Here is a 24,450-nt window from a genome sequence, read left to right as displayed (position 1 = left end):
GATTGCAATGACTCCCTTGCCTGCACCGCTGCGCTGGTTGCACTCCCTTGAGTGGCGCCGTGGTTTTTTCGACTGGGCACGCAGTGATGGCGTGACCTGGGTGTATATCTTCAAGGTGCTGATCGCCGCATTCCTGACGCTGTGGCTGGCCATGCGCCTGGAGTTGCCGCAACCGCGCACGGCGATGATCACCGTGTTTATCGTCATGCAACCGCAGAGTGGCCAGGTGTTTGCCAAAAGCTTTTATCGCTTCCTCGGCACCTTGGCGGGCTCGGCGGTGATGGTGTTGTTGATCGCTTTGTTTGCGCAGAACACCGAGTTGTTCCTCGGCGCGCTGGCGATCTGGGTGGGCATCTGCACCGCTGGCGCCACGCGCAATCGCAACTTTCGCGCCTATGGTTTTGTGCTGGCCGGCTATACGGCGGCGATGGTTGGTTTACCGGCGTTGGCGAACCCGGACGGCGCATTTATGGCGGCGGTCTGGCGGGTGTTGGAAATCTCCCTGGGGATTATCTGCTCCACTGTGGTCAGCGCCGCGATCCTGCCGCAAACCTCCAGCGCGGCGATGCGCAACGCCTTGTATCAGCGCTTTGGCGTATTTGCGCTGTTCGTCACCGACGGCCTGCGCGGGCGCAGCCAGCGTGAAGGTTTCGAGGCCAGCAACGTGCGTTTTATCGCTGAAGCGGTGGGCCTGGAAGGGCTGCGCAGCGTCACCGTGTTTGAAGACCCGCACATGCGCCGACGCAATGGCCGGCTCAGTCGCCTCAACAGCGAGTTCATGAGCATCACTACGCGCTTCAACGCCTTGCACCAGTTGCTCGAACGGCTGCGCGCCGATGCGGCGGATCACGTGGTTGCGGCGATCAAGCCCGGTTTGCAGGACCTTGCCGAAGTGCTCGATGGCTTCTCCGGCCGGGCGCTCACCAGCCCCGACGCTGCACGGCTGGCCAACCAACTCAGCGCCTACAAAGACGAGCTGCCCGCCAAGGTGCGTGCCCTGCGTGCAAGCTTTCAAGAGGCCAACCCAAGCGAAGCCGAACAGCTGGATTTTCATACCGCCTATGAGTTGCTTTATCGCTTTGTCGATGACGTGCACAACTACGCGCTGACCCACGCCTCTCTGGCCGAACACAGCCATGAACGCGAACAGTGGAACGAGACCTTTATCCCCAAGACCAACTGGCTGGCCTGCGCGGCTTCGGGGATTCGGGCGTCGTTCATCCTCATTGTGCTGGGCAGCTACTGGGTGGCCACCGCCTGGCCCAGCGGCGCAACCATGACCCTGATTGCCGCCGCTACGGTCGGCCTGTCCGCCGCCACGCCCAACCCCAAGCGCATGGCCTTCCAGATGGCCTGCGGCACTTTGATCGGCGCATTGGTGGGTTTTGTCGAAATGTTCTTCGTGTTCCCCTGGATCGACGGCTTCCCGCTGCTGTGCGTGATGCTCGCGCCGGTGATCATCTTCGGCTCGTTCCTGGCTTCACGCCCGCAATATGCCGGGGTGGGCGTGGGCTTGCTGATCTTCTTCAGCACCGGCTCGGTGCCGGACAACCTGACGATCTACAACCCCTACACCTTTATCAACGACTACATCGCCATGATCATCGGCATGCTGGTGTGCGCGGCGGCGGGGGCGATCATCCTGCCGCCCAACAGCCGCTGGTTGTGGCGCCGCCTGGAGCAGGACCTGCGCGAGCAGGTGGTGTACGCGATCAGCGGCAAGCTCAAGGGCCTGGCGTCGAGTTTTGAAAGCCGCACCCGCGACCTGCTGCACCAGGCCTACGGCCTTGCCATGGGCCAGCCGCAGGTGCAGCGTGACCTGCTGCGCTGGATGTTCGTGGTGCTGGAAGTCGGCCACGCGATCATTGAGCTGCGCAAGGAACAGGCGATTTTGCCGGTGCATCCGGCGTATGCCGAGTCCCAGCCGTGGCGCCAGGCGATCCGCGTGATGGGCCGTTCGCTGGTACGGCTGTTCCTGCAGCCCAGCAGCAGCAACCTGGAGCGCGGCCTGGTGGCTGTAGACCACGCGATCAGCCGCGTGCAGGCCACCGACGAACCCTTCGCCCCGCACTTCGACACCTCGGCCCTGCGCCGGGCCAAAAGCTATCTGCACTTTATCCGCACTTCGTTGCTCGACCCGCAATCGCCACTGGCGGCCCTTAAAGGAGCCCCGCATGCCCCGTGAAATCGCCTTCCATGGCCTGTACATGCCGACCATGACCCTGATGTTTTTGGTTGCTGCCGTCCTGGCCTGGGCGCTGGACCGCTTCCTGGCCGGGTTCGACCTGTACCGTTTTTTTTGGCACCCGGCGTTGTTGCGCCTGAGCCTGTTCGTTTGCCTGTTCGGCGCCCTGGCGCTGAGCGTCTACCGTTGAGAATGCCCCGATGAAAAAGTTTTTCAGCCTGCTCGCGACCTTGCTGGTACTGGCTTTGGCGATCTGGATTGGCCGCACGCTGTGGGTGCATTACATGCAAACGCCCTGGACCCGCGATGGCCGCGTGCGCGCCGACATTATCAATGTGGCGGCGGACGTCACCGGTGAAGTGGTCGACGTGCCGGTGCGTGATAACCAGTTGGTGAAAAAGGGCGACCTGCTGATGCAGATCGACCCTGAGCACTACCGCATTGCGGTCAAGCAGGCGCAGTCGCTGGTGGCTTCGCGCAAAGCCACTTGGGAGATGCGCAAGGTCAACGCCCATCGCCGCGCCGACCTCGACGCCCTGGTGATCTCCAAGGAAAACCGCGACGACGCCAGCAACATCGCCGACTCGGCCCTGGCCGATTACCAGCACGCGCTGGCGCAACTGGAAGCCGCCGAGCTTAATTTGAAACGCACGCACGTGGTGGCGGCAGTGGACGGCTATGTCACCAACCTCAATGTGCATCGCGGCGACTACGCGCGCATTGGCGAGGCGAAAATGGCCGTGGTGGACATGAACTCGTTCTGGGTCTACGGCTTCTTCGAGGAGACCAAGCTGCCGCACGTCAAAGTCGGCGACAAAGCCGATATGCAACTGATGAGCGGCGAGACCTTAAAGGGCCACGTGGAAAGCATCTCGCGGGGTATCTACGACCGCGACAACCCCGAGAGCCGTGAGCTGATCGCCGATGTGAACCCGACCTTTAACTGGGTGCGCCTGGCCCAGCGGGTGCCGGTGCGGATTCATATTGATGAGGTGCCGGACGGGGTGTTGTTGGCGGCGGGCATCACTTGCACCGTCATCGTCAACCCAGCACAAAATTAAACTGTGGGAGCTGGCTTGCCTGCGATAGCGCACGGTCAGTTGAAGGATGTGCAGCTGACCCACCGCTATCGCAGGCAAGCCAGCTCCCACAGTTTTTGAACGTGTTATGCCTTGATGAAGGTTTCATGCAAATGCCGCCACAACAGCGCGCCACTCGCCTGCTTCTCGAACACCACGGTTGCGCGCCGATCGGTCTGCGTGCCGCTGTCATCAATCTGGTGTTCGCGATAAGTCACCGTGGCGCCGCGCGCATGCCGGTCAATCCCGGTCATTTCGCTCAGGGTGATCTTCAGCCCTGGGCGCATGCCGCCCAAGCGGGTGAACAGCGCATTCACACCGGCCGCATTGACCCGTGCACCGGTGGCAGGCGCAACCATGCTGAACTCAGGCGAAAAGCGCGCGAGCAAGTTCTGCAACGTGCCTTCAGGCGCAACCCCGGCAAACCATTGTTCGATCTCGACGTGGGTCTGGATCACTTCTTCAAAAAAATCGCTGTAATCAATCATGCTTGTGGCTCGCTGGCAGGGTGAAGCAGTGTCTGTACCCTGGACGCATCCAGGCGCAGCACCGCGAAAAGGGGCAGCAGTGTCAGGGCTGCAGCTATCGTGAAGGTTGCGGCGAAGGAATCCAAGGCCGACAACAGCGCGCTGAGCAGCGCCGCGCCGAGGCAAAAACTCACTTGCCGGTTGATGTTCCACAGGGCGCTGGCGTGGCCCATGCGCTCGGCGCCAAAGTCGAGAAACGCCAGCGTCTGTGCGGTGCTGCTGCACAGGCTGCCGCCCAAGCCCATCAACCCGTAGGCGGGAATCACCCAGGTTGGCTGGTTCAACAGCAGGATGCCAATGCATTGCAAAGCCATGCCCGCCAGCAGCAACGGTTTTGGACCGTAACGGTTGAACAGTTTTTTACTCAGGTAAATCGCCAGTGCCGATGCCATTGCCCACGGCAGCATCAGCGCGCCGGTCTGTGTGGCGTCATAGCCGAGGCCGCGCAGATAAAGGATGGCGATCAGGCTGGTGCCGATAAATACGCCAGGGATGCACAGGTAGACCAGCATCGCCACGCGCAGCATCGGGCTGCGGATTTGCTTGAAGATACTCCCCACATCCAGTGCCGGGCGCACCGTTGCGGGCACGTCGGGTTTTATCCACAGCACTGCCAGCAGCAAGGTGATCAACGCCAGCGGCAGGTTGGCGTAGAAGAGCCAGCGCCACGAGACGCTGTCGACAATCACGCCACCCAACGCTGGAGACAACGCCGGCACCAGCAGGGCCACCGACATGACGCGTGCCGTCAGTGAGCTGCGTTCTGCAGGTGGGAAATGTCGATACGCCAATGCCTGCCCCACCGGAATCAGCAAGCCGCCGCCCAAGCCTTGCAGCAAACGCCAACCGATCAGCGCTTCAATCGAGCCGGCCTGGCCAACCATCACCGAGGCCCCAGCGAACAGCAACAGGCTCGTGGCAATCAGGTTGCGTTCGCCCAACAGGGCTGCCAGCCACACACTGAAGGGAATGATCACAGTCAACCCGAGCATGTAGGCGTTGCTGACCCAGGCCAGTTGCGTCACCGAGGCGCGCAGTTCCAGGGCGATATCCGGGTAGGCGATGGTGGCGACAAACATGTTCACCAGGTCCAGGGCAAAACCCAGTAGAAAGATCCAGGCGACTTTCGAGCGGTAGGTCATAAACGCGATCCTGCGAGTGAAGCGGGCAGGGTAGGCGTGATGCAGGGTTTGGGATACGCCGGTTTGGCTGTTAGTTTGTCAAAAATATTTTGACAAAGGAGCGCGAGGCTTATGGTCAGCCTGGACCGATTCGACACCTTCAAAGCCGTGGTCGAGGCCGGCTCGCTCACCGCCGCCGCCAATCGGCTGGGCCAGACCCGCGCCGTGGTCAGCTTCAACCTCAAGCGCCTTGAGGCAGAACTGGGCGTGACCCTGTTAACCCGCAACACCCGCCAGTTGGCGCTGACGGATGCCGGTGAGCGCTTTTACCTGCGTTGCACGCGCATGCTCGAAGAAGCCCGGCTGGCGGTGGAGGAAGCCCGTTCTGAACATGCGCAACTCAAAGGCACCTTACGCATCACCACCACGGTGGAATACGCGTTGGCAGTTGTTGCCCCTGCGGTGGAGGCTTTTCGGCGCCTGCACCCGGACTTGAACATTCACTTATCCACATCCTCCACCCATGCCGACTTGATCTCCGAGCGCTTTGATGTGGCGATTCGGTTGGGGCGACTGCTCGACTCCAATCACCGGGCGGTGCAGCTGTCGACCTATGAGGTGTTTGCCGTAGCCGCACCTGAGTTTGCCAAGGTGCAAACCCTGGATGCGTTGGAGCGCGTGCCCAAATTGGGCCATGGCCGCCTGACGGAGCTGAGCCTGACCGACCCGGCCGGCGGCGAGCATCAATACCGTTCCGGCCCTGCTGCGCTGGTGGCCGACAGCGCCTCCGTTCTCCAGGCCTTCGCCGTGCGTGGGCATGGTGTGGCGGTGCTTCCGCAATGGCTGGTGCAGGGTGATCTGGAGGCAGGGCGGTTGGTGCGGTTATTGGCGGACCATCACTTTGCCCCGCAAGGGATTTACGCTATGTACCCGGATACGCGGCATTTGCCGCTGAAGGTGCGGGCGTTTATTGATTTTATGAAGGGCTAGAGTGAGCCCGAGAGTCCAAAGCGCTTCTTCAGGACTTTCTCCAACAATCCTTTTGGCAACAACGCCGCCATCAACGGCAACGCTCGGCTGCCATTGCCCGCACGCAACATCCTTGGCGGTGTTGGGTGTTGCACAGCCTTAAGTACTTGAGCTGCAAAATGCTCGGCCGAAGTCGGGTTGCCCTGCGAGGCTTGGGAGCGCGCGCGAATACCTTCGCGCAACGGCCACCATGGCGATTTTTCGTTGATCAACAGTTCAGCCTGGGCGCCAGCGTTTTTGGCGAAACTCGTGTCGATGGCTCCCGGCTGCACTTCCAACACGCGAATACCAAAGGGTGCCAGTTCCATGCGCAAGGCATCGCTCAAGGCATGCACCGCCGCCTTCGATGCGCAGTAGGCACCGGCAAACGGCGTGACCAGTACACCCGAAACGCTGCCGATATCCACCACCAGACCTTTACTGCGCCGCAGCGCGGGGAACAGCGCCTGGGTGACGCCGACGATGGAAAACACGTTGGTCTCGAACTGGCGCTGCATGGCTTCGGTGCCTCCATCGAGCAGCGGGCCCATGGCGCCGTAGCCGGCGTTGTTGATCAACACATCCAATTCACCGAGTTGTTCGGCCAGGCGCTGCAAGGCCGCGCTGTCGTTGACGTCCAGTAGCACGGCATTGAAGCCGGCAGCGGCAAGTGCGGCGACGTCTGCTTCGCGGCGGGCGCTGGCCCACACGTCAAAGCCGGCGGATTTGAAGGCGTCAGCGAGGGCGCGGCCAATGCCACTGGAACAACCGGTGATAAGTACGTTGGGCATGGATCAATCCTTTGTCAGTCCGAGAAACTGCCTTGCAGATGCTCGGCGCGAAATTCCAGGGTTTGCGGGCGGTAGCCGGGGCGTAGGGGCGGCGTGGGCAAACAGTCGTCCCAGGTGGCGCCGGCCTGTAACTCGCCAGGGCCACGATAGCGCGGGGCAGCATAAACGTTATCGGCCAGGTTCACCGTGTCGCCCGGCGCATAGGCTGCGAGGCGCCAGCGCAATTCGGTGAGCGGCACGTCGTTGCCGTTGATCAGCACCAGTTTCAATGGGCGGTCGGCCGGGCACTCCTGCGGCGCGTAGCTGATGCGCAGTTCCAGACGCGCCAGTTGCGAGGCTTCGCGGCTGTCCAGCCACACTACCCAGATGGCGACGAAACCCAGGCCGACGGCGGCGGCCAGCGATACCGGCAGAGCCTTGGCGGGATAGCGCAGCAGCAGGATCAGCCAGGTGATGATCAGGAGAACGCCGAAGAACATGGAGACCACCTCGAATAGGGAACGAGCATCCTAACTTAAGCGTAGGTGGGATTGGGTAGCTTGAGATAAGTGTTGATTGGGCGGGCGCCATCGCAGGCAAGCCAGCTCCCACAGTTGGAATGCATTCTCCTGTGGGAGCTGGCTTGCCTGCGAAGACTTACTTACCGAGCAGAAGAGTCTGCCTGCAAGCCCTCGATGGAAGCCTCAACCAAGGCCAAGCCGGTTTCAGCCAATTGCAGGCTGGCCCAGTTCAGGTAGCTCTGGTGTTCGGTGCACAAGTCTTGAGCTGCCAGGGTGAGCACGCGCGCGGTGCCTAAAACATAGCTGGCATGTTCGAGTGCATGTTCGATGGGAATGCCGGATTGTACGCAAAAAAGAGGTTCTTCACTGCGGTCGCTGGGGCCGAAGGGGGTGGGGCGGGTGGTTTGTTTGGACATGATGGATCTCCTGATGAAAATGGGATCCTATGAGTTCGCGAGGCCGTCAAACCTCATCACGAATGAGTCGTGACAGGCGCGAGGATAGGCAGGATGGGGGCAGGGGTCAATGCTGGCGGGGTGCTTTGTCGATCGTTCCCACGCTCTGCGTGGGAATGCATCCCGTGACGCTCTGCGTCACCCATGCACCGGATGTGAATCGGGACGCGGAGCGTCCCAGGCGGCATTCCCACGCGGAGCGTGGGAACGATCAGCTCCCACCCAGCCCACTGCGGATAGGGGACGCAGCGGGCTGGGTGGGGGCTTTTTGTACGACCGTGTTACTGCGCGATAGTTTTCACCGACACGCCACGCTCAACCGGCGTCGAGCGCCCGTAGATGTCTTCGAAGCGTTCGATATCGTCCTCGCCCAGGTAGCTGCCCGATTGCACTTCGATAATCTCCAGCGGGATCTTGCCCGGGTTGCGCAGGCGGTGCACCGAGGCGATCGGGATGTAGGTGGACTGGTTCTCGCAGAGCAGGAACACGTTCTCGTCACAGGTGACTTCCGCCGTGCCGCTCACCACGATCCAGTGTTCGGCGCGGTGGTGGTGCATCTGCAGCGACAGGCACGCGCCCGGCTTGACCGAGATGTGCTTGACCTGGAAGCGCCCGCCCATGTCCACCGAGTCGTAGGAACCCCACGGGCGATAGACTTCACAATGGTTCTGGGTTTCGCTGCGGCCCTGGTCGTTGAGGGTGCTGACCATCTGCTTGACGCCCTGGACCTTGTCCTTGTGGGCAATCATCATCGCGTCCTTGGTTTCCACCACCACGATATTGTCCAGGCCAATCACCGACACCAGCTTACCGTTGCCGTGGATCATGCAGTTGCGGCTGTCCTGGATCACCACGTCGCCTTTGCTCACGTTGCCGTTGACGTCTTTGTCATTGACCGCCCACAACGAGGCCCAGCAACCCACGTCGCTCCAGCCGGCGCTCAGCGGCACCACGCAGGCGCGCTGGGTTTTTTCCATCACGGCGTAGTCGATGGAATTGTCCGGGCAGCAGGCGAAAGTGGCTTCGTCGAAGGTCACGGTGTCGGCATCCTGCTCGCTGCGTTCCAGGGTCAGCACACAGGTGTCGTAGATGTCCGGGTCGTGTTTTTTCAGCTCTTCGAGGAAGCGGCTGGCGCGGAACAGGAACATGCCGCTGTTCCAGAAGTAGCCGCCGCTTTTAACGAACTCGACGGCGCGTTTTTCATCGGGTTTTTCCACGAACTGTTGCACGCGGCTGACGCCTTCGGGCAGCAGCGAATCGTTGCTGGACTTGATGTAGCCGTAACCGGTTTCCGGGCGGGTTGCCGGCACGCCGAACAGCACCATCTCGCCGCGCTCGGCGGCCACGGTGGCTAGGGCGAGGGCGCGTTGCAGGGCTTTCTGATCGTCGATCACGTGGTCGGCGGGCAGCACCAGCATCAGCTCATCGCGACCTTCGTTGACCAGCATCATTGCGGTCAGCGCCACGGCCGGCGCGGTGTTGCGGCCGAACGGTTCCATCAGGATGCGCTGGCACTCCAGGTTACGGGTGTTCAGTTGCTCGTTGACGATAAAACGGTGGTCCTTGTTGCAGACCACGATCGGGGCGTCCATGCCTTCGAACACCAGGCGCTCCAGGGTTTGCTGGAACAGTGTGTGCTCGCCGGTCAGGGCCAGGAATTGCTTGGGGAACTGTTTGCGGGAAAGCGGCCAAAGACGTGAGCCGCTACCACCGGAAAGGATTACTGGGATCATGGGTGTTTCTCCTTGAATCGATTGGGTCAGAGCCTGTGGGAGGGGGCTTGCTCCCGAAAGCGGTGTATCAGTCAGCACACCTGTTACTGAACCACCGCATTCGCGAGCAAGCCCGCTCCCACAGGGGGAGCGTCAAATTGAAAAGCTAATCAGCGGGTCGACACGGGGCGCTTGACCCACACTGGCGAAATGCTCGAACCCGAGCCGGTCACGTACAGCACCGCCGCTTCACCACGTTCCAAAGCCACCGGCTTCACATCGCCGACTTTCTTGTCACCGTCATACAACGCCAGGCTCACTTTCACCGGGTTGATCTCACGCTCGCCACGGCCCTTGGCAGCCACCGACTTGACCACGTCGGTCTTGCCATCGGCGGTTTTCAGGGTCAGGGCCTTGTCGCTGAGGTTCTGCACGCGCACCAGGGATTTCTGCCTGTTCTTGAACGGCGGCTCTTCGATCAGCTGTGGCTGGCCGCTGCCACTGTTCACGAGGGTGTAGTAGTGATCGGCGGCGAGCTTGACCGGTACGGTCTGGCTGCCGACCTTGGCGCTGTAGTCGCCGCCCGGCATGAAGCTGAAGTCACTGCTGGCCAGCGGGGCGACGTCGCTCAGGTTGGTCGCGCCGACAGTGGCGCTGACTTCCTGGTTGGAGGCGTTGTAGACCCGCACGAAGCTGGAGCCTTTTGGCGCCGTCGGGCCGTACAGGGCTGCGTCGCCACCGGCGAAGGCAGACATAGATACGAAGCTCATGCCCGCTGCGATGGCCAGGGTTTTAGCGAGACGACGAGGAGTTGTAGTGAAAGTCATATGAGTTACCTCTCTTTCAGTTTTGCGCCCGGTCGGGCGTCTCGGATTTTTTGAAGGTGTTGATTGCCATGTTCTGTTGGCGCGAACCGGCTTGTTTAAGTTGCGCAACCCACTGCGGGTCGGCATCACCGATTTCGTTGTTAACGGGCAGATAACGTTCAGGAAACTCCCAGATCAGCACCTGTGGCGGGCTGTTCTTGAAGTCATCGCTTTTCAGGTAGCTGAGCATCGGCAGGATCGGGCCGTGGCCGTCTTCGGAGTAGTTGATGACGTCGCTGTGCAAGGCTTGCTTGAGGGCGCCGACGAAGTTCCAGTTGGGGTTGGCGCTGTAGCTGGTGCCCACCAGTGCCACCGGGGTTTCGCTGTCGGCAAACAGCGCGTCGTCGCCTTTGTTTTCCGCCAGGTGCGTGACGCGTTTTTGCAGCGGCTCTTTAGGCGGCATCAGGTTTTCAAACAGCGGGTCCAGCGGCAGGAATAGACGCAGGTCGCCTTTGTGCGGTTCGGTTTTTTCGGCTTCCGTGACAAAACGCTGCGGCTCGCCACTCAGTGGCGTCTTGTCGGCAATGGTCTTGGCCAACTGTTTGGCAGCGATTTCCGCACCGTCCGGGGTCCAGTGGGTGTCGGTGCGCAGGAACACTTGCGTGCCGCCAAGCTTGGCCTGTTGCAGCGGGCCAAGCAGGTCGGGCGCGATGATCTTGTCGGCCGCCACACGGGCGTGGAAGTCCTGGTACAGGTTGGCGTGGATGCTCGCTGGTTTCACTTCACCCACGTGTTCCGGGTACAGGCGCACCTTGGCCGGCACAATCGCCATCACCAGTTGGATGCCCTGGGCCTTGAGTTTTTGGCGCACGCCTTCGACCAGCGCGTAGTTGCCTTGCAGGTTCTGGTCTTCGTTGACGATGGGGTTGAATTCCTCGTCGCTGTACAGCCAGTGGTCGCGGCCCAGCACCACGCCGGGGCGGCCTTCATTGAACAGCTTGTAGTCCAGCGCCGCCCAGAGGTTGGTGCCCAGGCGCTTGATCGGGAACTCCTCGTCGTAGTGCGTCTCGACGGCCTTGGTCCAGCGCCCGTTGAGCACGGTGGCGTCGGCGTTGGTGCTGAAGCCGAAGAAGCTGCGCAGCGACCAGGCGCCCAGGGCCAGCAGCACCAGCAGGAACAGCGTGATATAGAGGACGCGAAATGAACGGGTCATGGTCGGCTCCCTCAAAATTGGAAGTAAAGGAACGGCGAGAAACTCTGCGCCGACAGTTTCAGAATCGAGGCCACGAACAGCAGCAGCACCGTGGCCCGCATGGCGTAGCGTGGCCAGTCAGCGGTCCAGTAGGCCGGCTGCACGGCGGCGTCCTGGCCCACGCTGAAACCGGGCTGGTGAATGCTGCCTGGGTTGTCGCCCGGTACTGCCTTGATCAGGCTCGGGTCGGCGGGTTTGGCTTTTTCGGCAGGGCGATTGGTGTAGAAGTCGCGCAGGCCAAAGAACGCCAATGTTGCGTAGGCCACCACCAGGGTTGCCACTTGCAGGCCGGTGAGGCTGGCGCGGTTGAGTTCCGACAGCGACCACTCGCCAAAGCTGAACATCGCACCGTACATACGCCCGGCGACGTGCAGGTTTTCGGCGCGGAAGATCACCCAGCCCATGACCACCAGCAGGAAGGTGAAGGCCCAGCGCAGCAGATTGAAACTGCGTGGCGCGGTATTCAGGCCGATGGCTTTTTCAATCGCCAGCCACATGCCGTGCCACGCGCCCCACACGATGTAAGTGATGTTCGCACCGTGCCACAGACCGCCGAGCAGCATGGTCAGGAACAGGTTGCGGTAGGTGGTCAGCGTGCCTTTACGGTTGCCGCCCAGGGTGATGTACAGGTAGTCACGCAGCCAGGTCGACAGGCTGATGTGCCAGCGCCGCCAGAACTCGGTAATCGACTGGCTGATGTACGGCTGCTTGAAGTTTTCCATAAAGCGGAAACCCATCATCAAGCCCAGGCCGATGGCCATGTCGCTGTAGCCGGAGAAGTCAAAGTACAGCTGCGCGGTGTAGGCCAGCGCGCCGAGCCAGGCGTCACCCGTGGTCGGGTTTTGCAGGGCGAAGCAGTGGTCGGCGACCACCGCCAGAGTGTCGGCGATGAAGACCTTCTTGATGAAACCCTGCATAAACCGCGTGCAGCCCTCGGAGAATTTGTCGAGGGTGTGAGTGCGGTTGTTGAACTGGTCGGCCAGGTCGCGAAAGCGCAACACGGGACCTGCAATCAGGTGCGGGAAGATCGCCACGAACGCCGCAAAGTCGATGAGGTTGCGGGTCGCCGGGGTGTCGCCACGGTACACGTCGATGATGTAGCTGATGGACTCGAAGATGTAGAACGAGATACCAATCGGCAACAGCACGTGGGTGAGGATAAACGGTTCCAGGCCCGCCGACTTCATCATCACATTGATGCTGTCGACGCCGAAGTTGGCGTACTTGAAGTAGCCGAGAATGCACAGGTCGACAGCCACGCCGAGCAATAGCCAGCGCTGGGCCGGTTTGGTGCGCACGCCCGCCGCACCGACCTTGAGGCCGATCCAGTAGTTCCACAGCGTTACGGCGGCGAACAGTGCCAGGAAGTCCACTCGCCACCAGGCGTAGAATACGTAGCTGGCAATCAGCAGCAGCAGATTGCGATAGCGTTGCCCGCTCAAGTAGTACAAGCCGAGAAAGATCGGCAAGAACAAAAACAGGAACACATTGGACGAGAAAACCATCCCGATCTCTCCATGTTTAACCAACAGTCAAGGGCCAACGGCCCCCCCAAACCCCCCACGATTTCGCGGGAGGTTGTGATCGTTCCCACGCTCTGCGTGGGAATGCCTCACTGGACGCTCTGCGTCCGCTTTTGGGACGCGGAGCGTCCCTGGCTGCATTCCCACGCGGAGCGTGGGAACGATCAGCTGTGTATCAGCTGCCTTTGTTGCCTTTTTCGTGCGTCGGGTCGTAGACCTTGGTCAGGTCACCGCCGAGGCGGAAGGTCTTGAACGGCTGCATTCCGTGCTTGCGCTCGATCACCTCCGGGGCGCAGGTGTAGAGGGTGCAGAAGGGCTCAAGCCAGGCAAATTTCATGTCTTCCTTGAGGTCTTTCATGTCCTGCTCTTTGCCGTTCTTCTGCTCGAAGATGTCCGGGTCTTTCACCCCGGCCAGCACCTTGTCGCCCAGGCGTTTGAGCGCGCCGTTATTTTCCTGGCGCAGGTCCACACCGTTGACCAGGGCAAAGCTGGCGATCATTGACAGCGGCGGCAGTGCGTAGTTGTGGTACGCCAAGGCACGTTGCTGACGCTTCAATTCGTTGGGCAAGAAGCCCTGGGCATCCACCTGATTGGCGCCGACCTTGTATTCCTTCACGGCCCAATCAAACAGGTCGCGGCGGTTGGTGGCGATGGAAGTTGCCATCACCGACCAGGCGGCCCAGTAGGAGTGGTTGTTGGTTTTATCCAGCGGCAGGTTGTCCCAGTCGCTGACGACTTGATCGGCGAGCTTGTTGAACCAGGCTTCGATCAACTGCGATTCCTGCTGGTGGTTGGCCAGCGGGTGCGAGTCGGAGAACTTCAGGCGCACATAGGCCGAGGCCATGCTGCCCAAGGCCCATTTGCGCATCGACTTGCCGGTGTGGTTGAAGTCCTTGGACATCAACGCATTTGCCTTGGCCCAGCTGGTAAGCCAGTTGAGTGTGCATTCCAGCTGCTCCGGGCGGCCGTCGCGCATAAACTGCATCACGCGTTTGCTGGTGTCTTTTTCCAGCTTGGTGATGTCGGCAGTGCTGTCACGAAAGGCTTTTTCCGATTGCACATTCAGGGTAGCGCGGGCCTTGTCCGAGCCTTCGTACTTGCTGCGAAATTGCAGCGAACCGGTGTACGGCGCCGGCATGGCGTCGCAGTCATTCTTGAAGTCGCCGGTCTTGAACGCTTCCACCGGGGCGAAATAGCCCTGGGGCGGACGCAGTGGCGCGGCGGCGTTAACCGAACCGGCGAACATCGCCAGGCCGAGTAACGTGGGAATCAATAACTTCTGCATAGGTAACCTCATTGCCCAGTTGAGGCGGTCTGTTGACCGCCGCTTGGGAACACGTTGCGTGTGCAAATTTTCGCTTCGACTTTCTGCGCGGCAGTGCCCGCTTCGGGGCCTTGCACTTCCACGGCCAGCAAGTTCTGCGAGGCCCAGTCTTCATCGGTGCGCAGTTCAAAGGCGAAACGCCCGTCTGTATCGGATGTTTCGGGTTTGTCGATCTTGATGTCCTCGTGGCGCCCGTTCATGTACCAGAGGGTGGCTTGCAGGGTTTTCACCGACGGGTCGGCGAAGCGGATATCGACCTGATGGTTGGCGTTGCGCAGGTCCTTGTTCGAGCTGTTGACCATCAACTCGTTCTTGCCGGGTTTGAGCGTGGTGCTGGCGCTCATTTGCGCCGGCTTGCCTTCGCAGCCGTTGTCGAGCAGCGCCATCATCTGGCGGTAGATGGTTTCCTGGTCGAGGCGGTACAGCGGCGAGAATTCCCAGATAAGGATTTTCGGCGGGGTTTTCTGGAACTCGTCGCTGCCCAGGTACTGGATCATCGAGCCCTCCAGGCCGCCGCCGGGGAAGGCAACGTTGAGGATGTCGGCACCGATTTCCTGCTCCAGAAAGCCGGCGAAGTTGTAGTTCTTGCCACTGTGGCTGGTGCCCACCAGGGTGATTTGCGGGTTACCCGAATCGCCGAACAGGTCGCCGTCACCGGCTTCGCCTTTAGGCTCGGTGGTGAATTGGTCCATGTACTGGATCGCGTAGCTGGTGCCGCACAGTTGCCCGGCCATGTTGTGCAGGGTGCCGGTCTTGCCCATGCGCCCGGAGCGTTTGGTCTCGAACTCGCGCTTGGGAATATCGGCGAACTCGGGCATGGCACGCACTTTGGCGCCGACGATTTTTGCCGTGCGCTGGGCGCCGTATGGAGTCCAGTGCTGGTCGCCACGGAAGTAGAAGTCGTGGGCCGGCAGTTCATCCGGCAGTTGCTCGTTGGTCAACGGCGACAGGTCCGGCACCACATAACCCATCTTGGCGAAACGGCCGAGCATGGTTTTGTAGTTGCCCAGTGCCTTGTCAAAATTAAACGCGGCTTTTTCCTCGGGGTTGAGCTTGTTGCGGTTCACCAGGCCACGGGTCGGCTGGTACACCACCACCAGCTCCACGCCCTTGGCCTTGAACGCATCGTGCAATTGCTGCATGCGTTTGTAGCCGGCGGGGCTGGTGTCGAATTCGGTGCGCAGGTCTTCCTGGGTACGGAACAGCCAGTCGCCCTGGGCTTGCACCAGGGTGGTGAAGTTCTGCTGGTAGCGCGTGGTGTAGTTCTTTGCGTCATGGGCGGCCGGGCACAGGCTGCAGCACGGCTCGGCGGTAAAGGTCGGTGCCTTGCTTTCGTCGGCGCGCACGCCTTGGCTGGCCGCCAGCAGGCCGAGGGTCAGACCCGAGAGGCTCAGCAGTTTGATCATGTGTGGGTGCATAAGGGTCATCCTCAGTCCAGCATTTGGGTCTGGCGTTCGACAGGGTCGATCAGCACGGCTTTCTGCTGGCGCACCAGCAGGTCGAGAATTTCTTCCTGGCGATCGCCCAGTACACCGGCAAAGCTGATGCCGCTGGATTTGGTCGGCGCCAGCATCGACACGCGGTACAGCTCAATGCTCAACGGCGAATCAATCGACAGCGGCCCGCTGCCGTTGCCGGCCAGCTCACCGCCGACCACGATCAGCGAGACTTTCGCGTCAAACGGGTCGAGGGCGATGTCGCGGTCGGTGTCGGTCAAGTCCTTGATGTGCCCGTACACGCCGGTCAGCCCGTTGGCCATGGCGGTGTTTTCGTACAGGCGAATATTCACGCTGTTGCGCACGCGGATGCCGTGGCGACGGTTGGCGATGACCTTGTTGCCCCACAACAGGTTGTCGCCGCTCTCATAGAGGGTGATGCCATCGGTGTGGTTGCGGTAGATCTCGTTGTCGGCGATCAGGTTGTTGACGCTGTTACGGTCGATCACCAAGCCCGAGAGCTTGTTGTCGTAGCTGCGGTTGTTGAAGATGAAGCTGTCGTTGACCTCACGGGAAATAATGATCCCGTGCTTCTTCTTGGTGCCGTAGACGGTGTTGTCGGCAATGATCAGGCCGTGGGAACGGTCGTGCGGGTCGATGCCGTAGACGATGTTGTCTTTGTAGGTGTTGCCCTTGATCACAAAGCCGGTGGTCTCGTAGCAGTAGAAGCCGTACCACATGTCCGAGAACTCGGAGTCGATGATCCAGCCGGTCGGTTCCGCACGCTTGAGTACCTTGGCCATGTTCGGCGTGTACTGGGAAATACTCACCCCGTAAGACTTACTGTTGGCGTAGCCGAAGCTGGCCATCTTGGTCTTGGAGATGTAGGTCTCGGTGCCGCCCCAGGCCAGCAGGAACGGGCGGAATTCCTTGGGCGATTTGAACAGTGCCGGGCCGTTGGCCTTTTCGTCCCAGCCGGTGATTTTGGTGTCACGCACAAACAGCTGGCCGTCGTTGATCAGGAACGAACCCGCCTGTTGGGACAGGCGCAGCTCCTGGGTCTTCTTGTCGATGTCGAGGATGCCCTTGCGCCCGACCACAATCGGCAGCTTGGCCAAAAACACACCCGGCGAGGTTTCGCTGAGGTACTGCTTGGGCACTTTGCCGAGCAGGTCCTTGAGGTTCATGTAGCCGTCGTCGACAAAGATCGCCTGGGGAATGCCGTGCTGGCGCACCACCCATTCGGCCATCTTGTTGTCACCGCCGATAAAGTCCTTGAGCGCGTCTTCCTGCATCATGCGGCGAACGCTGACTTTGCCCGGTTTGCTGCGCACGATCTTCTTTTCCATCGCCGCAGCGGTGTAGCCAGTCAGGTCGGGCAACGCAGGCTTGGGCAGTTCCAGCGGCGCGGTGGGCGGGCTGGAAATGGTGTAAGTCTTGGCCTGTTGCAGTTCCTTGGCGATGGTCGGCGCCTTGGCCGCCGTATCGGCAAAGGCTGTGGCGCTGGCCATCAGCATTGCCGCGACGAGTAGGCTTTGAGCATTCATTGCGCAGGCTCCCATCAGAATTTCCAGATCACGTCGACAAACGCGCGGTGCATGTACGAGTCGACCTGGCTGCCATAGGCATCGCCCGGCTTGAACACGCCTGCACGAAAGCGCACCAGCGCCGACGGCTCGTCGATCGACTGGCTGAGCGCGGCCGGCAGCAGGCCTTTCTTGAAGTACTTGGTGACCACCAGGTCCATCTCCTGCCCCAGGTCTTTCTTGCCGTCTTCCAGCGGTAACGAGGTACTGGACAGGATCGCGCCGGTCACGTCGTCGGTGTTGTTCTGCACCGCATCGATGCCGTTGCTGCCCACCGGCTTGTTGCCGTCGACGCGCCAGAACTTGTGATAGACCAGGCTGGCGTCGTAGTCCTCGCGCAACTGCCAGGAACCGAACAGGCTCATGGACTGCATGTTGTTCATCTCACCGCGAAACGCCTCGCCAAAGCGATGCACACGGGACTGGGTGCCGGTCCAGTTCGAACGGTTGCTTTGCAGGCCGTTCTGCTCGTATTCGGCGCTGGCACGGGAATAAGCCGCACCGACTTGCCACTGCGGGTCGAGGCGCAGGCGCACGCCAATGTCGGTGGCCCAGCCATTCACGTCGTCGCTGCGCTTGGCCTGGGTTGGGCGGGTGCCGTCGGCGTTGAGGGCATTGACCGTGTCGCGGTTGCCTTTCATACCGGTGACGCTGGCCCAGTAGTTGACGGTATTGGTGTTGCGCCAGTTGTAGGCATCGCTGTTGGCTTCGATGCCGAGCCAGGTCAGGTCGCCGTTTTCGCGTTTGTCCAGTGGGTCGCTGGCCACGCCCGGTTCTGTGTAGTCGAGCTTGCCGTCGTCATGAGTGTGGTGACCGCGCAGGCCGATCCACTGGCCCGGCGTCCACTGGTAGGCGGCGTCGGCATAGAAATGCTGACGGTCCTTGTCCTTGGGCGACAGTTCCTTGAGGTCGGTGCGGTATTCGCTGAAGCGTTCGGCGGCGCCGACATTGGCCTTGAGCAAGGTGGTGTCGAAGGTCCAGTTCAGCGCTTCGATATTGGTGTCGCGCCATTGGCCGTCGTCATTGCGCAGGCGCTGGCGACCGAATTTGAGAATCTCGCCGGGGTAGGGCGTAAAACCGCTGTAGCCGACCCAGAACTCGCGCAGGGCCAGGTAGTTTTTCTTGGCCTTGCGGTCGTCGTTGCTCGATTGTTCGGTGGTGTCGTCGGCCGACTGTTGCAGGGTGTCGGTCTCGATGATGTCGCTGGAGGTCACGGCCTGGCCCATGGCGTAGGCGCTCCACGCGCCGCTTTCGCCGTAGACCCACGGGCGCAGGTCGAGGCCGATGCCGTTCACATCGCCACCTTTTTGCGTGCCAAGGTCGCGGTCATCTTCGGACTGTGCGGTGGCTTTGACTTCCAGGCCGAAGTTCTTGGCTTCGGTGAGCGCGGCCAGGGTCGGGCACGACCACAGCAGGGCAAAGGTCAGGCCGATACCGGCCTTGACGAATGGGTTGAGCTTCATAGGGATTCCTCGCCGTCTTCTTCTTGCAGGGCGTGCAGTTGCAGCGTGCTCTGGGCCAGGGTGCCGCGTGCAGCCAGCTCCTGTTGCACCAGGCGTTGGCCTTCGGCGCGTTGCTCAGGCGTCAACGGGGCTTCGAGCTGCGTGGCCAGATCATTGGCCTCTGGCGTGTCCTGGGCTTTGGCCAGTTGGCTGAAGACATAGGCGTTCAATGGGTCGGGCTTGGTGCCCTTGCCTTGGGAAAACAATTGCGCGATGGCGAAGTCGGCGCTGTTCTGGCCGTTGCGTGCAGCGGTCAGCAAGTGGTCGAGGGCTTTTTGCGAGTAGACCTTGCCCAGGTAGCCACGGCGATAGATCTGGCCGAGGTAGTAATCGGCGGCGACTTCACGGCCCACGGCTTTTTCGAAATGTGCCTCGGCGGCCTTGGCATCGGCCGGCACCCACTTGCCTTCGTAGTAGAGCTTGCCCAGCAACAGCTCGGCGCGCGGCTGGTCGGCGGCGCGGCCGTTGTCCAGGTACTTCATCATCTGGTCGACGTCGCCCAGTTCGGGGAAGTCGTACAGCAGTTGCGCCAGGCTGACCCAGGAGGCCGGGTAGCCGGGAGCGATTTTTTCCAGCAGCGCCTGGGCGGTTTTTTCGTCCGGCTGGCCGAGGGTCGCATCACCCAATACGCGGGCTACGCTGTCGACCCGTTGGGCGGTGACGGTGCCACGGGCGTAGCCGGCTTCCATCTGCTTGAGCAGCTCGGCCTGTTTCTCCGGCGCGGCTTTTTTCTGGTAGACCGTGGCCAGTTCGACGTAGCAGATATCGGTGGTGTTCAGCGCCGCCTTGCAGATGCGCTCCACATCATCCAGATGCTGGTCGTAGGTGTCCTGGGTGCGATACAGCAGCACCTGGGCCAAACCCGCTTCCGGGTAACCGGCTGCCTGCCATTTGCTGATCTGTTGCTGGGCATTCACGTTGGGGAAGCTGTGCGGGTATTGCAGGTACAGCATCGCCAGCGGGATCAGGGTGTTGCCTTCGCCATTGGCAAAGGCTTTTTTCAACAGGCCTTCGGCTTCGTGTTGTTCGGCTTCGGTGGCGCCGGGTTTGGCTACCAGCAGGCGACCGAGGCGTGCCTGGGCACGCGGCGAGGTGTCGGCCGCCGCGCGATAAGTAGCCTCGGCCTGGCGGATTTGCTCGGGGTCACGGGTGGTCACCTGGATGTCAGCCAGGCCGACTTGGGCTTCGCTGTAACCCAGGTCTGCCAACTGCTGGTAGTTCTGTTGGGCGGTGACGGTGTCGCCACGCTTCAACGCTTCGTTGGCCAGGCGTTGGTCGGGCAGGCCGGCGCAACCGGCCAGAGAGACCGCCAATGCCAGTGCGCAGAATGCAGAGGCTGAGTGAAATCTGCTCTGTGTGGGAGCTGGCTTGTCGGGACGCCGCACCGCTGCGATGGCAGTGGTGGATTCGCCGCCGCCATCGCGGGCAAGCCCGGCTCCCACAGAAGAGCATTCCCACAGGGGCAGCGGTGTATTTGAGAGAGTCATCACAGGCATGTCCTCCGCTTACAGACCGTGGGCCATGGCTTTATCGATCAGCCAGTTCAGCGAAGGGCCACGGTCGCTGGTGACTTCCACCGGGCGCCCGGCATAGGTGCTGTCCAGCGGCGCGTCCGGCTTGATCTGCACGCGAATGTCGGAGGACAAGTCGGCGCTGTTCAGGCTGGTGCTGCTGACGATGGTGCCGGTGCGCAGCTGTTCTTCGTCGGCTACCTGGAAGCTCACCTGTGTACCTGGGCGTACGTCACCGAACTGGCGATAGGTAAAGCGCGCTTCCACATTGGCCTGGCTGCCGCGTGGCACCAGCTGGAAGATCACATCGCCCTTGCTGGCGTACTGGCCGTCGGCGACCAATTGCTGGGCGACCACGCAATCGCACGGCGAGGTGAGGGTGCCGGTCATTTGCTTGCCGAACAGCTCTTCGACCTTGGCTGGTTGCAGTTGGTCTTCGTCCAGATGGCCCTTGAGCACATCGAGCATGCTGGTGCTGAACGTCGCCAGTGGCGCGCCTTTGGCCGCTACCGCGTCGCCTTTGAGCAGGCTTTGCACGGTGCCGTCGCGCGGCATGGTCACGTTCATGCCGGGCACGCTGACGAGGCCGGCCTGGGCGTGGCTGACGAAGTACATGCCGTACACCGACTTGAACACAAAACCGAACGCGGCGAGGCCGACGATAAAGATCCCGGCGCTGAACACCACGGCGCGCAGGCGACCGAAAGCGCTCATGCCGCTGCCGCCGTCCTTGACCTTGCGCGCCTTGGTGAAGTTGTCGCGTTGCAGCGTGGCCAGCACGTCGCCCATGGTCACTATATCGCCGGACAGGTGCGAGGTGATCAAGTGACGCAAGGTGGAAATATCCTGGGCGTCGAGGTTCTGGAACTGGCAACCGGTGCGGCCGCTCTGGCGGTCGTAGGAGCGGATTTGCAGCTCCACGTCCATCGCCAGACCGAGGTTATCGATTACAAACTGCAGGCGGCCCTTATGCACTTCACCGACGGTCAGCGGCTGGGTAGCGGTGAACGCCAGGCCACCGGCGGACAGGTCGATCACCCGTGCTTCGGTCTGGGTGCGGTCGGTGTTGAAAAAACGCAGTTTGGCCGGGATTTTGACCCGGGCATGTTGGCGCTGGGCTTCGGATTCGTGGACAACGTTGGCGTTTACTGGGCTGTTCATATGTTCGATTTCCTAGTTAATTCAGGCTTGGCAGGGTCAGACCATCATCAGCAGCACGGCGACGAAAATGCTGCCGGCGGAGAAGGTCATGGTCCGAGACGACCAGGTGTTGAACCAACGTTGAAAGCTGGCCAAATCGCGGGTCAGTTTGGTGTCCTGGCGGGTCCAGGACTGTTGATCAAGGCGGAAGAACACGTAGATCTTCACCAGCGCGCCCATGATCTGGTTGTAATAGAGAATCACCGGGTACGCCGGGCCGATCTTGTGGCCGGAGCACGACAGCAGCAGGGTCAGGATCAGGCGAGTGATGCCGATCCACAGCAGGTACGCGAGGATGAATGCGCCGCCGTATTTGAAGGTGGCGATGATCGCCACGGTCAGGCCGAGCAAGGAAGTCCACATCGACACACGTTGGTCGAACAGCACCACGCTGGTGAACAGGCCCAGGCGACCAACACCCAGGCCGAGGGCGCGGGAGTTCTGGCGCAGGTTGTTGCCGTACCAGCGGAACATCAGCTTGCGGCTGGCCTTGATAAAGCTCTTTTCCGGCGGGTGTTCCACCGTATTGATCGCGGCGTCCGGCACGTAGAAGGTGTCATAGCCCAGGCGCATCAGGCTGAACCAGCTGGACTTGTCATCGCCGGTCAAAAACTTGAAGCGGCCCAGGCGCCAGTGTTGCAGCGAGTCGCTTTCCACGTCGGCGATAAAGCCCGGGTCGGTGACCACGCTGGCACGGAATACGGACATGCGCCCGGTCATGGTCAGCACGCGTTTGGACAGGGCCATGGAGCACATGTTGATGTGACGCTGGGCGAAGCGCAGCTTGTGCCACTCGCTCATGATGTAGCCGCCGCGCACTTCACAGAATTCGTTGGTGGTCAGGCCACCGACATTGCCGAACAGCTGGAACCACGGCACGGTCTTGCGCACTACACCTTCGGCGAGCACGGTGTCGCCATCGATCACGGCCACCACGGCGCGGTCATCCGGAAGGTGGCGCGAGATGGCGCGGAAGCCAAAGGCCAGGCCGTCGCGTTTGCCGGTGCCGGCGATGCGCACGAAGTCGAGCTTTACGCGTTCCGGTGGGTTCATGCGCTCCCACAAGCTTTTCACCAGCAGCTCATCGGACATCTCCACCAGCGAGCACACCACGGTGGTGGGGAAACCACAGTCGATGGCTTCGCGAATCACCGAGCTGTAGACCTGCGCGGTGGTCAGCGCGTCGATACGAAAACTGGTGACCATCAGGAACACATGGGACGGGTCGGCGGCCTTGCCCAGCTTGCGCACCTTGCGGCGCAAGTGCGGGTAGACCACGTACAGGAACAGCATGCCGCGAAAGAAATGCGTAGCACCCATCGAGTAGCGCCAGATACCGACGGCGCCAATCAGGAAAATAAAATTCTTCGACTGCGAGTCGAACGTGCTCGCCGGCAACAGCAGGGCGAGACCCATCAGCAGGCTGAGGAAGAACAGCCAGCCGGCCGATTGCAGTAATACATGTTTTAACTTGGACATAAGCGTCATCCGGAAGGGAAGGAGGCTTCAGGCTGCACGCGCTGGGGATGAAGACACGTGCAACCCGAAACTTGCCGTCGCTGTTACCAGCAAATGCCTTCGGTACGGCCACTGACACTGGTGGCCTGGGACATGAAGCCCACCAAGTCGATCACCTGTTTGCCGTGGGGAGCGTTGTGCGCCAGGGCACGGAATTTCTCGTCACGGTTGCCGAGGATGATCACGTCGGAGTTGTTGATCACGTCGTCGAAGTCGGAGTTGAGCAGCGACGACACATGCGGGATCTTGCCTTCGATGTAGTCCTTGTTCGCGCCGTGGACACGGGCGTATTCGACGTTGCTGTCGTAGATGCTGAGGTCAAAGCCCTTGCCGATCAGCATTTCCGCGAGTTCCACCAGCGGGCTTTCGCGCAGGTCGTCGGTGCCGGCCTTGAAGCTCAGGCCCAGCAGGGCGACTTTGCGTTTGTCGTGGCCGGCGACGATATCGAAGGCATTCTGCACCTGGGATTCGTTGCTGCGCATCAGCGAGTTGAGCAGCGGCGCTTCCACGTCCAGCGAGCTGGCGCGGTAGGTGAGGGCGCGCACGTCTTTGGGCAGGCACGAACCGCCAAAGGCGAAACCTGGGCGCATGTAGTACTGGGACAGGTTGAGGGTCTTGTCCTGGCACACCACTTCCATCACTTCACGACCATCGACGCCGACGGCCTTGGCAATGTTGCCGATCTCGTTAGCGAAGGTGACCTTGGTGGCGTGCCACACGTTGCAGGTGTACTTGATCATCTCGGCGACGGCGATGTCCTTGCGGATGATCGGCGCGTCGAGCTCTTCGTACAGCGATTGCAGGACATCGCCGGAGGCTTTGTCGAATTCGCCGATGACGGTCATCGGTGGCAAGTCGTAGTCGGCGATGGCGGTGGATTCACGCAGGAACTCAGGGTTCACTGCTACGCCGAAGTCGATACCGGCTTTTTTGCCGGAGCAATCTTCCAGAATCGGGATCACCACATTGGCCACGGTGCCTGGCAGTACGGTGCTGCGCACCACGATGGTGTGACGGGTGGTTTTGTCACGCAGGACAAAACCGATCTCGCGGCATACCGCTTCGATGTAGTTGAGCTCCAGGTCGCCGTTTTTCTTGCTCGGCGTGCCCACGCAAATCATCGACAGGTCGGTGTCACGAATGGCATCGGCGAAGTTGGTGGTACCACGCAGTCGACCGTTTGCGATGCCTTGGCTCAACAGTTCGCCCAGACCCGGTTCAACGATCGGCGATTTACCCGCGTTGATCAGGTCGATCTTATCCTTGGAGATGTCTACGCCGACCACTTCGTGGCCACGGGCAGACAGGCAACCGGCACAGACTGCGCCAACGTAACCCAAACCAAATATGCTGATGCGCATCGCAATTACCTCGTTATTTAATACAGGCCATTAGATGGCTGGAGTTCATGTTT

21 protein-coding genes are annotated in these 24,450 nt (G+C 61.1%); 4 read left to right on the top strand and 17 right to left on the bottom strand.

Going from position 1 to position 24,450, the window contains the following annotated elements:
• Positions 1-7: 7 nt before the first annotated feature.
• Genes K0H48_RS05575 through K0H48_RS05565 form a run of 3 tightly spaced genes read left to right on the top strand, consistent with a single transcriptional unit; the run spans position 8 to position 3,246 of the window.
• Positions 8-2,185, top strand: a complete 2,178-nt coding sequence (locus K0H48_RS05575; RefSeq protein WP_219266745.1) for an FUSC family protein — start codon at positions 8-10, stop codon at positions 2,183-2,185.
• The gene (locus tag K0H48_RS05570) at positions 2,175-2,375 is read left to right on the top strand and encodes a DUF1656 domain-containing protein (RefSeq protein WP_057724643.1); all 201 of its coding nucleotides are present in this window, start codon (positions 2,175-2,177) and stop codon (positions 2,373-2,375) included. The genes K0H48_RS05575 and K0H48_RS05570 overlap by 11 nt, the downstream gene beginning before the upstream one ends.
• A gap of 10 nt (positions 2,376-2,385) precedes the next feature.
• Positions 2,386-3,246: an HlyD family secretion protein gene (locus K0H48_RS05565; protein WP_219266744.1), complete on the top strand. Its 861-nt coding sequence runs from the start codon at positions 2,386-2,388 to the stop codon at positions 3,244-3,246.
• Between the two features lie 104 nt (positions 3,247-3,350).
• Here the strand turns inward: K0H48_RS05565 and K0H48_RS05560 are convergent, their stop codons facing one another.
• Complete coding sequence (locus K0H48_RS05560) at positions 3,351-3,752, bottom strand: hypothetical protein (protein ID WP_016974215.1); 402 nt, start codon at positions 3,750-3,752, stop codon at positions 3,351-3,353.
• Complete coding sequence (locus K0H48_RS05555; RefSeq protein WP_219266743.1) at positions 3,749-4,933, bottom strand: MFS transporter; 1,185 nt, start codon at positions 4,931-4,933, stop codon at positions 3,749-3,751. Before K0H48_RS05555 ends, K0H48_RS05560 begins: the two co-directional genes overlap by 4 nt.
• 111 nt (positions 4,934-5,044) lie before the next feature.
• Between K0H48_RS05555 and K0H48_RS05550 the strand changes: the two genes are divergently transcribed.
• Positions 5,045-5,902: a LysR family transcriptional regulator gene (locus K0H48_RS05550; protein ID WP_219266742.1), complete on the top strand. Its 858-nt coding sequence runs from the start codon at positions 5,045-5,047 to the stop codon at positions 5,900-5,902.
• Here K0H48_RS05550 and K0H48_RS05545 read toward each other — a convergent pair.
• From K0H48_RS05545 to K0H48_RS05475, 15 genes are all read right to left on the bottom strand, one after another.
• A complete protein-coding gene (locus K0H48_RS05545; RefSeq protein WP_219266741.1) occupies positions 5,899-6,711 on the bottom strand; it encodes an SDR family oxidoreductase in 813 nt (270 codons plus the stop codon). The genes K0H48_RS05550 and K0H48_RS05545 overlap by 4 nt on opposite strands.
• A gap of 14 nt (positions 6,712-6,725) precedes the next feature.
• On the bottom strand, positions 6,726-7,190 hold the full coding sequence (locus tag K0H48_RS05540) for a multidrug transporter (RefSeq protein WP_069786112.1): 465 nt from the start codon (positions 7,188-7,190) through the stop codon (positions 6,726-6,728).
• Positions 7,191-7,351: 161 nt separating this feature from the next.
• Complete coding sequence (locus tag K0H48_RS05535; protein WP_219266740.1) at positions 7,352-7,627, bottom strand: DUF3077 domain-containing protein; 276 nt, start codon at positions 7,625-7,627, stop codon at positions 7,352-7,354.
• A gap of 320 nt (positions 7,628-7,947) precedes the next feature.
• The gene (locus K0H48_RS05530) at positions 7,948-9,399 is read right to left on the bottom strand and encodes a mannose-1-phosphate guanylyltransferase/mannose-6-phosphate isomerase (RefSeq protein ID WP_219266739.1); all 1,452 of its coding nucleotides are present in this window, start codon (positions 9,397-9,399) and stop codon (positions 7,948-7,950) included.
• Positions 9,400-9,548: 149 nt separating this feature from the next.
• A complete protein-coding gene (locus K0H48_RS05525) occupies positions 9,549-10,205 on the bottom strand; it encodes an alginate O-acetyltransferase AlgF (RefSeq protein WP_219266738.1) in 657 nt (218 codons plus the stop codon).
• Between the two features lie 16 nt (positions 10,206-10,221).
• Entirely contained in the window at positions 10,222-11,397 is a 1,176-nt protein-coding gene (locus tag K0H48_RS05520; RefSeq protein WP_219266737.1) for an alginate O-acetyltransferase, read from the bottom strand.
• Positions 11,398-11,408: 11 nt separating this feature from the next.
• Positions 11,409-12,941, bottom strand: a complete 1,533-nt coding sequence (locus K0H48_RS05515) for an MBOAT family protein (protein WP_219266736.1) — start codon at positions 12,939-12,941, stop codon at positions 11,409-11,411.
• Between the two features lie 193 nt (positions 12,942-13,134).
• Entirely contained in the window at positions 13,135-14,244 is a 1,110-nt protein-coding gene (locus tag K0H48_RS05510; RefSeq protein WP_219266735.1) for a mannuronate-specific alginate lyase, read from the bottom strand.
• An 8-nt stretch (positions 14,245-14,252) separates the two neighbouring features.
• On the bottom strand, positions 14,253-15,701 hold the full coding sequence (locus tag K0H48_RS05505; protein WP_219266734.1) for an alginate O-acetyltransferase: 1,449 nt from the start codon (positions 15,699-15,701) through the stop codon (positions 14,253-14,255).
• Between the two features lie 11 nt (positions 15,702-15,712).
• Positions 15,713-17,281 carry a mannuronan 5-epimerase AlgG gene (algG, locus tag K0H48_RS05500; RefSeq protein WP_219266733.1) on the bottom strand — a complete coding sequence of 523 codons (1,569 nt, stop codon included), beginning with the start codon at positions 17,279-17,281 and terminating at the stop codon, positions 15,713-15,715.
• On the bottom strand, positions 17,281-18,768 hold the full coding sequence (locus tag K0H48_RS05495) for an alginate export family protein (protein ID WP_219266732.1): 1,488 nt from the start codon (positions 18,766-18,768) through the stop codon (positions 17,281-17,283). The genes algG and K0H48_RS05495 overlap by 1 nt, the downstream gene beginning before the upstream one ends.
• Positions 18,765-20,303: an alginate biosynthesis TPR repeat lipoprotein AlgK gene (gene algK / locus K0H48_RS05490; RefSeq protein WP_257626851.1), complete on the bottom strand. Its 1,539-nt coding sequence runs from the start codon at positions 20,301-20,303 to the stop codon at positions 18,765-18,767. Before algK ends, K0H48_RS05495 begins: the two co-directional genes overlap by 4 nt.
• 9 nt (positions 20,304-20,312) lie before the next feature.
• Positions 20,313-21,479 carry an alginate biosynthesis protein Alg44 gene (locus tag K0H48_RS05485; protein WP_065912574.1) on the bottom strand — a complete coding sequence of 389 codons (1,167 nt, stop codon included), beginning with the start codon at positions 21,477-21,479 and terminating at the stop codon, positions 20,313-20,315.
• 36 nt (positions 21,480-21,515) lie between these two features.
• Complete coding sequence (gene alg8 / locus K0H48_RS05480) at positions 21,516-22,997, bottom strand: mannuronan synthase (protein WP_219266731.1); 1,482 nt, start codon at positions 22,995-22,997, stop codon at positions 21,516-21,518.
• A gap of 83 nt (positions 22,998-23,080) precedes the next feature.
• The gene (locus tag K0H48_RS05475; protein WP_219266730.1) at positions 23,081-24,397 is read right to left on the bottom strand and encodes a nucleotide sugar dehydrogenase; all 1,317 of its coding nucleotides are present in this window, start codon (positions 24,395-24,397) and stop codon (positions 23,081-23,083) included.
• Positions 24,398-24,450 lie beyond the last annotated feature (53 nt).

The organism is Pseudomonas sp. Xaverov 259 (genome assembly GCF_019352915.1).
Lineage (GTDB): Bacteria > Pseudomonadota > Gammaproteobacteria > Pseudomonadales > Pseudomonadaceae > Aquipseudomonas.
The sequence above is the reverse complement of the archived record's forward strand: the minus strand, read 5'-3'. Positions and strand labels throughout refer to the sequence as shown.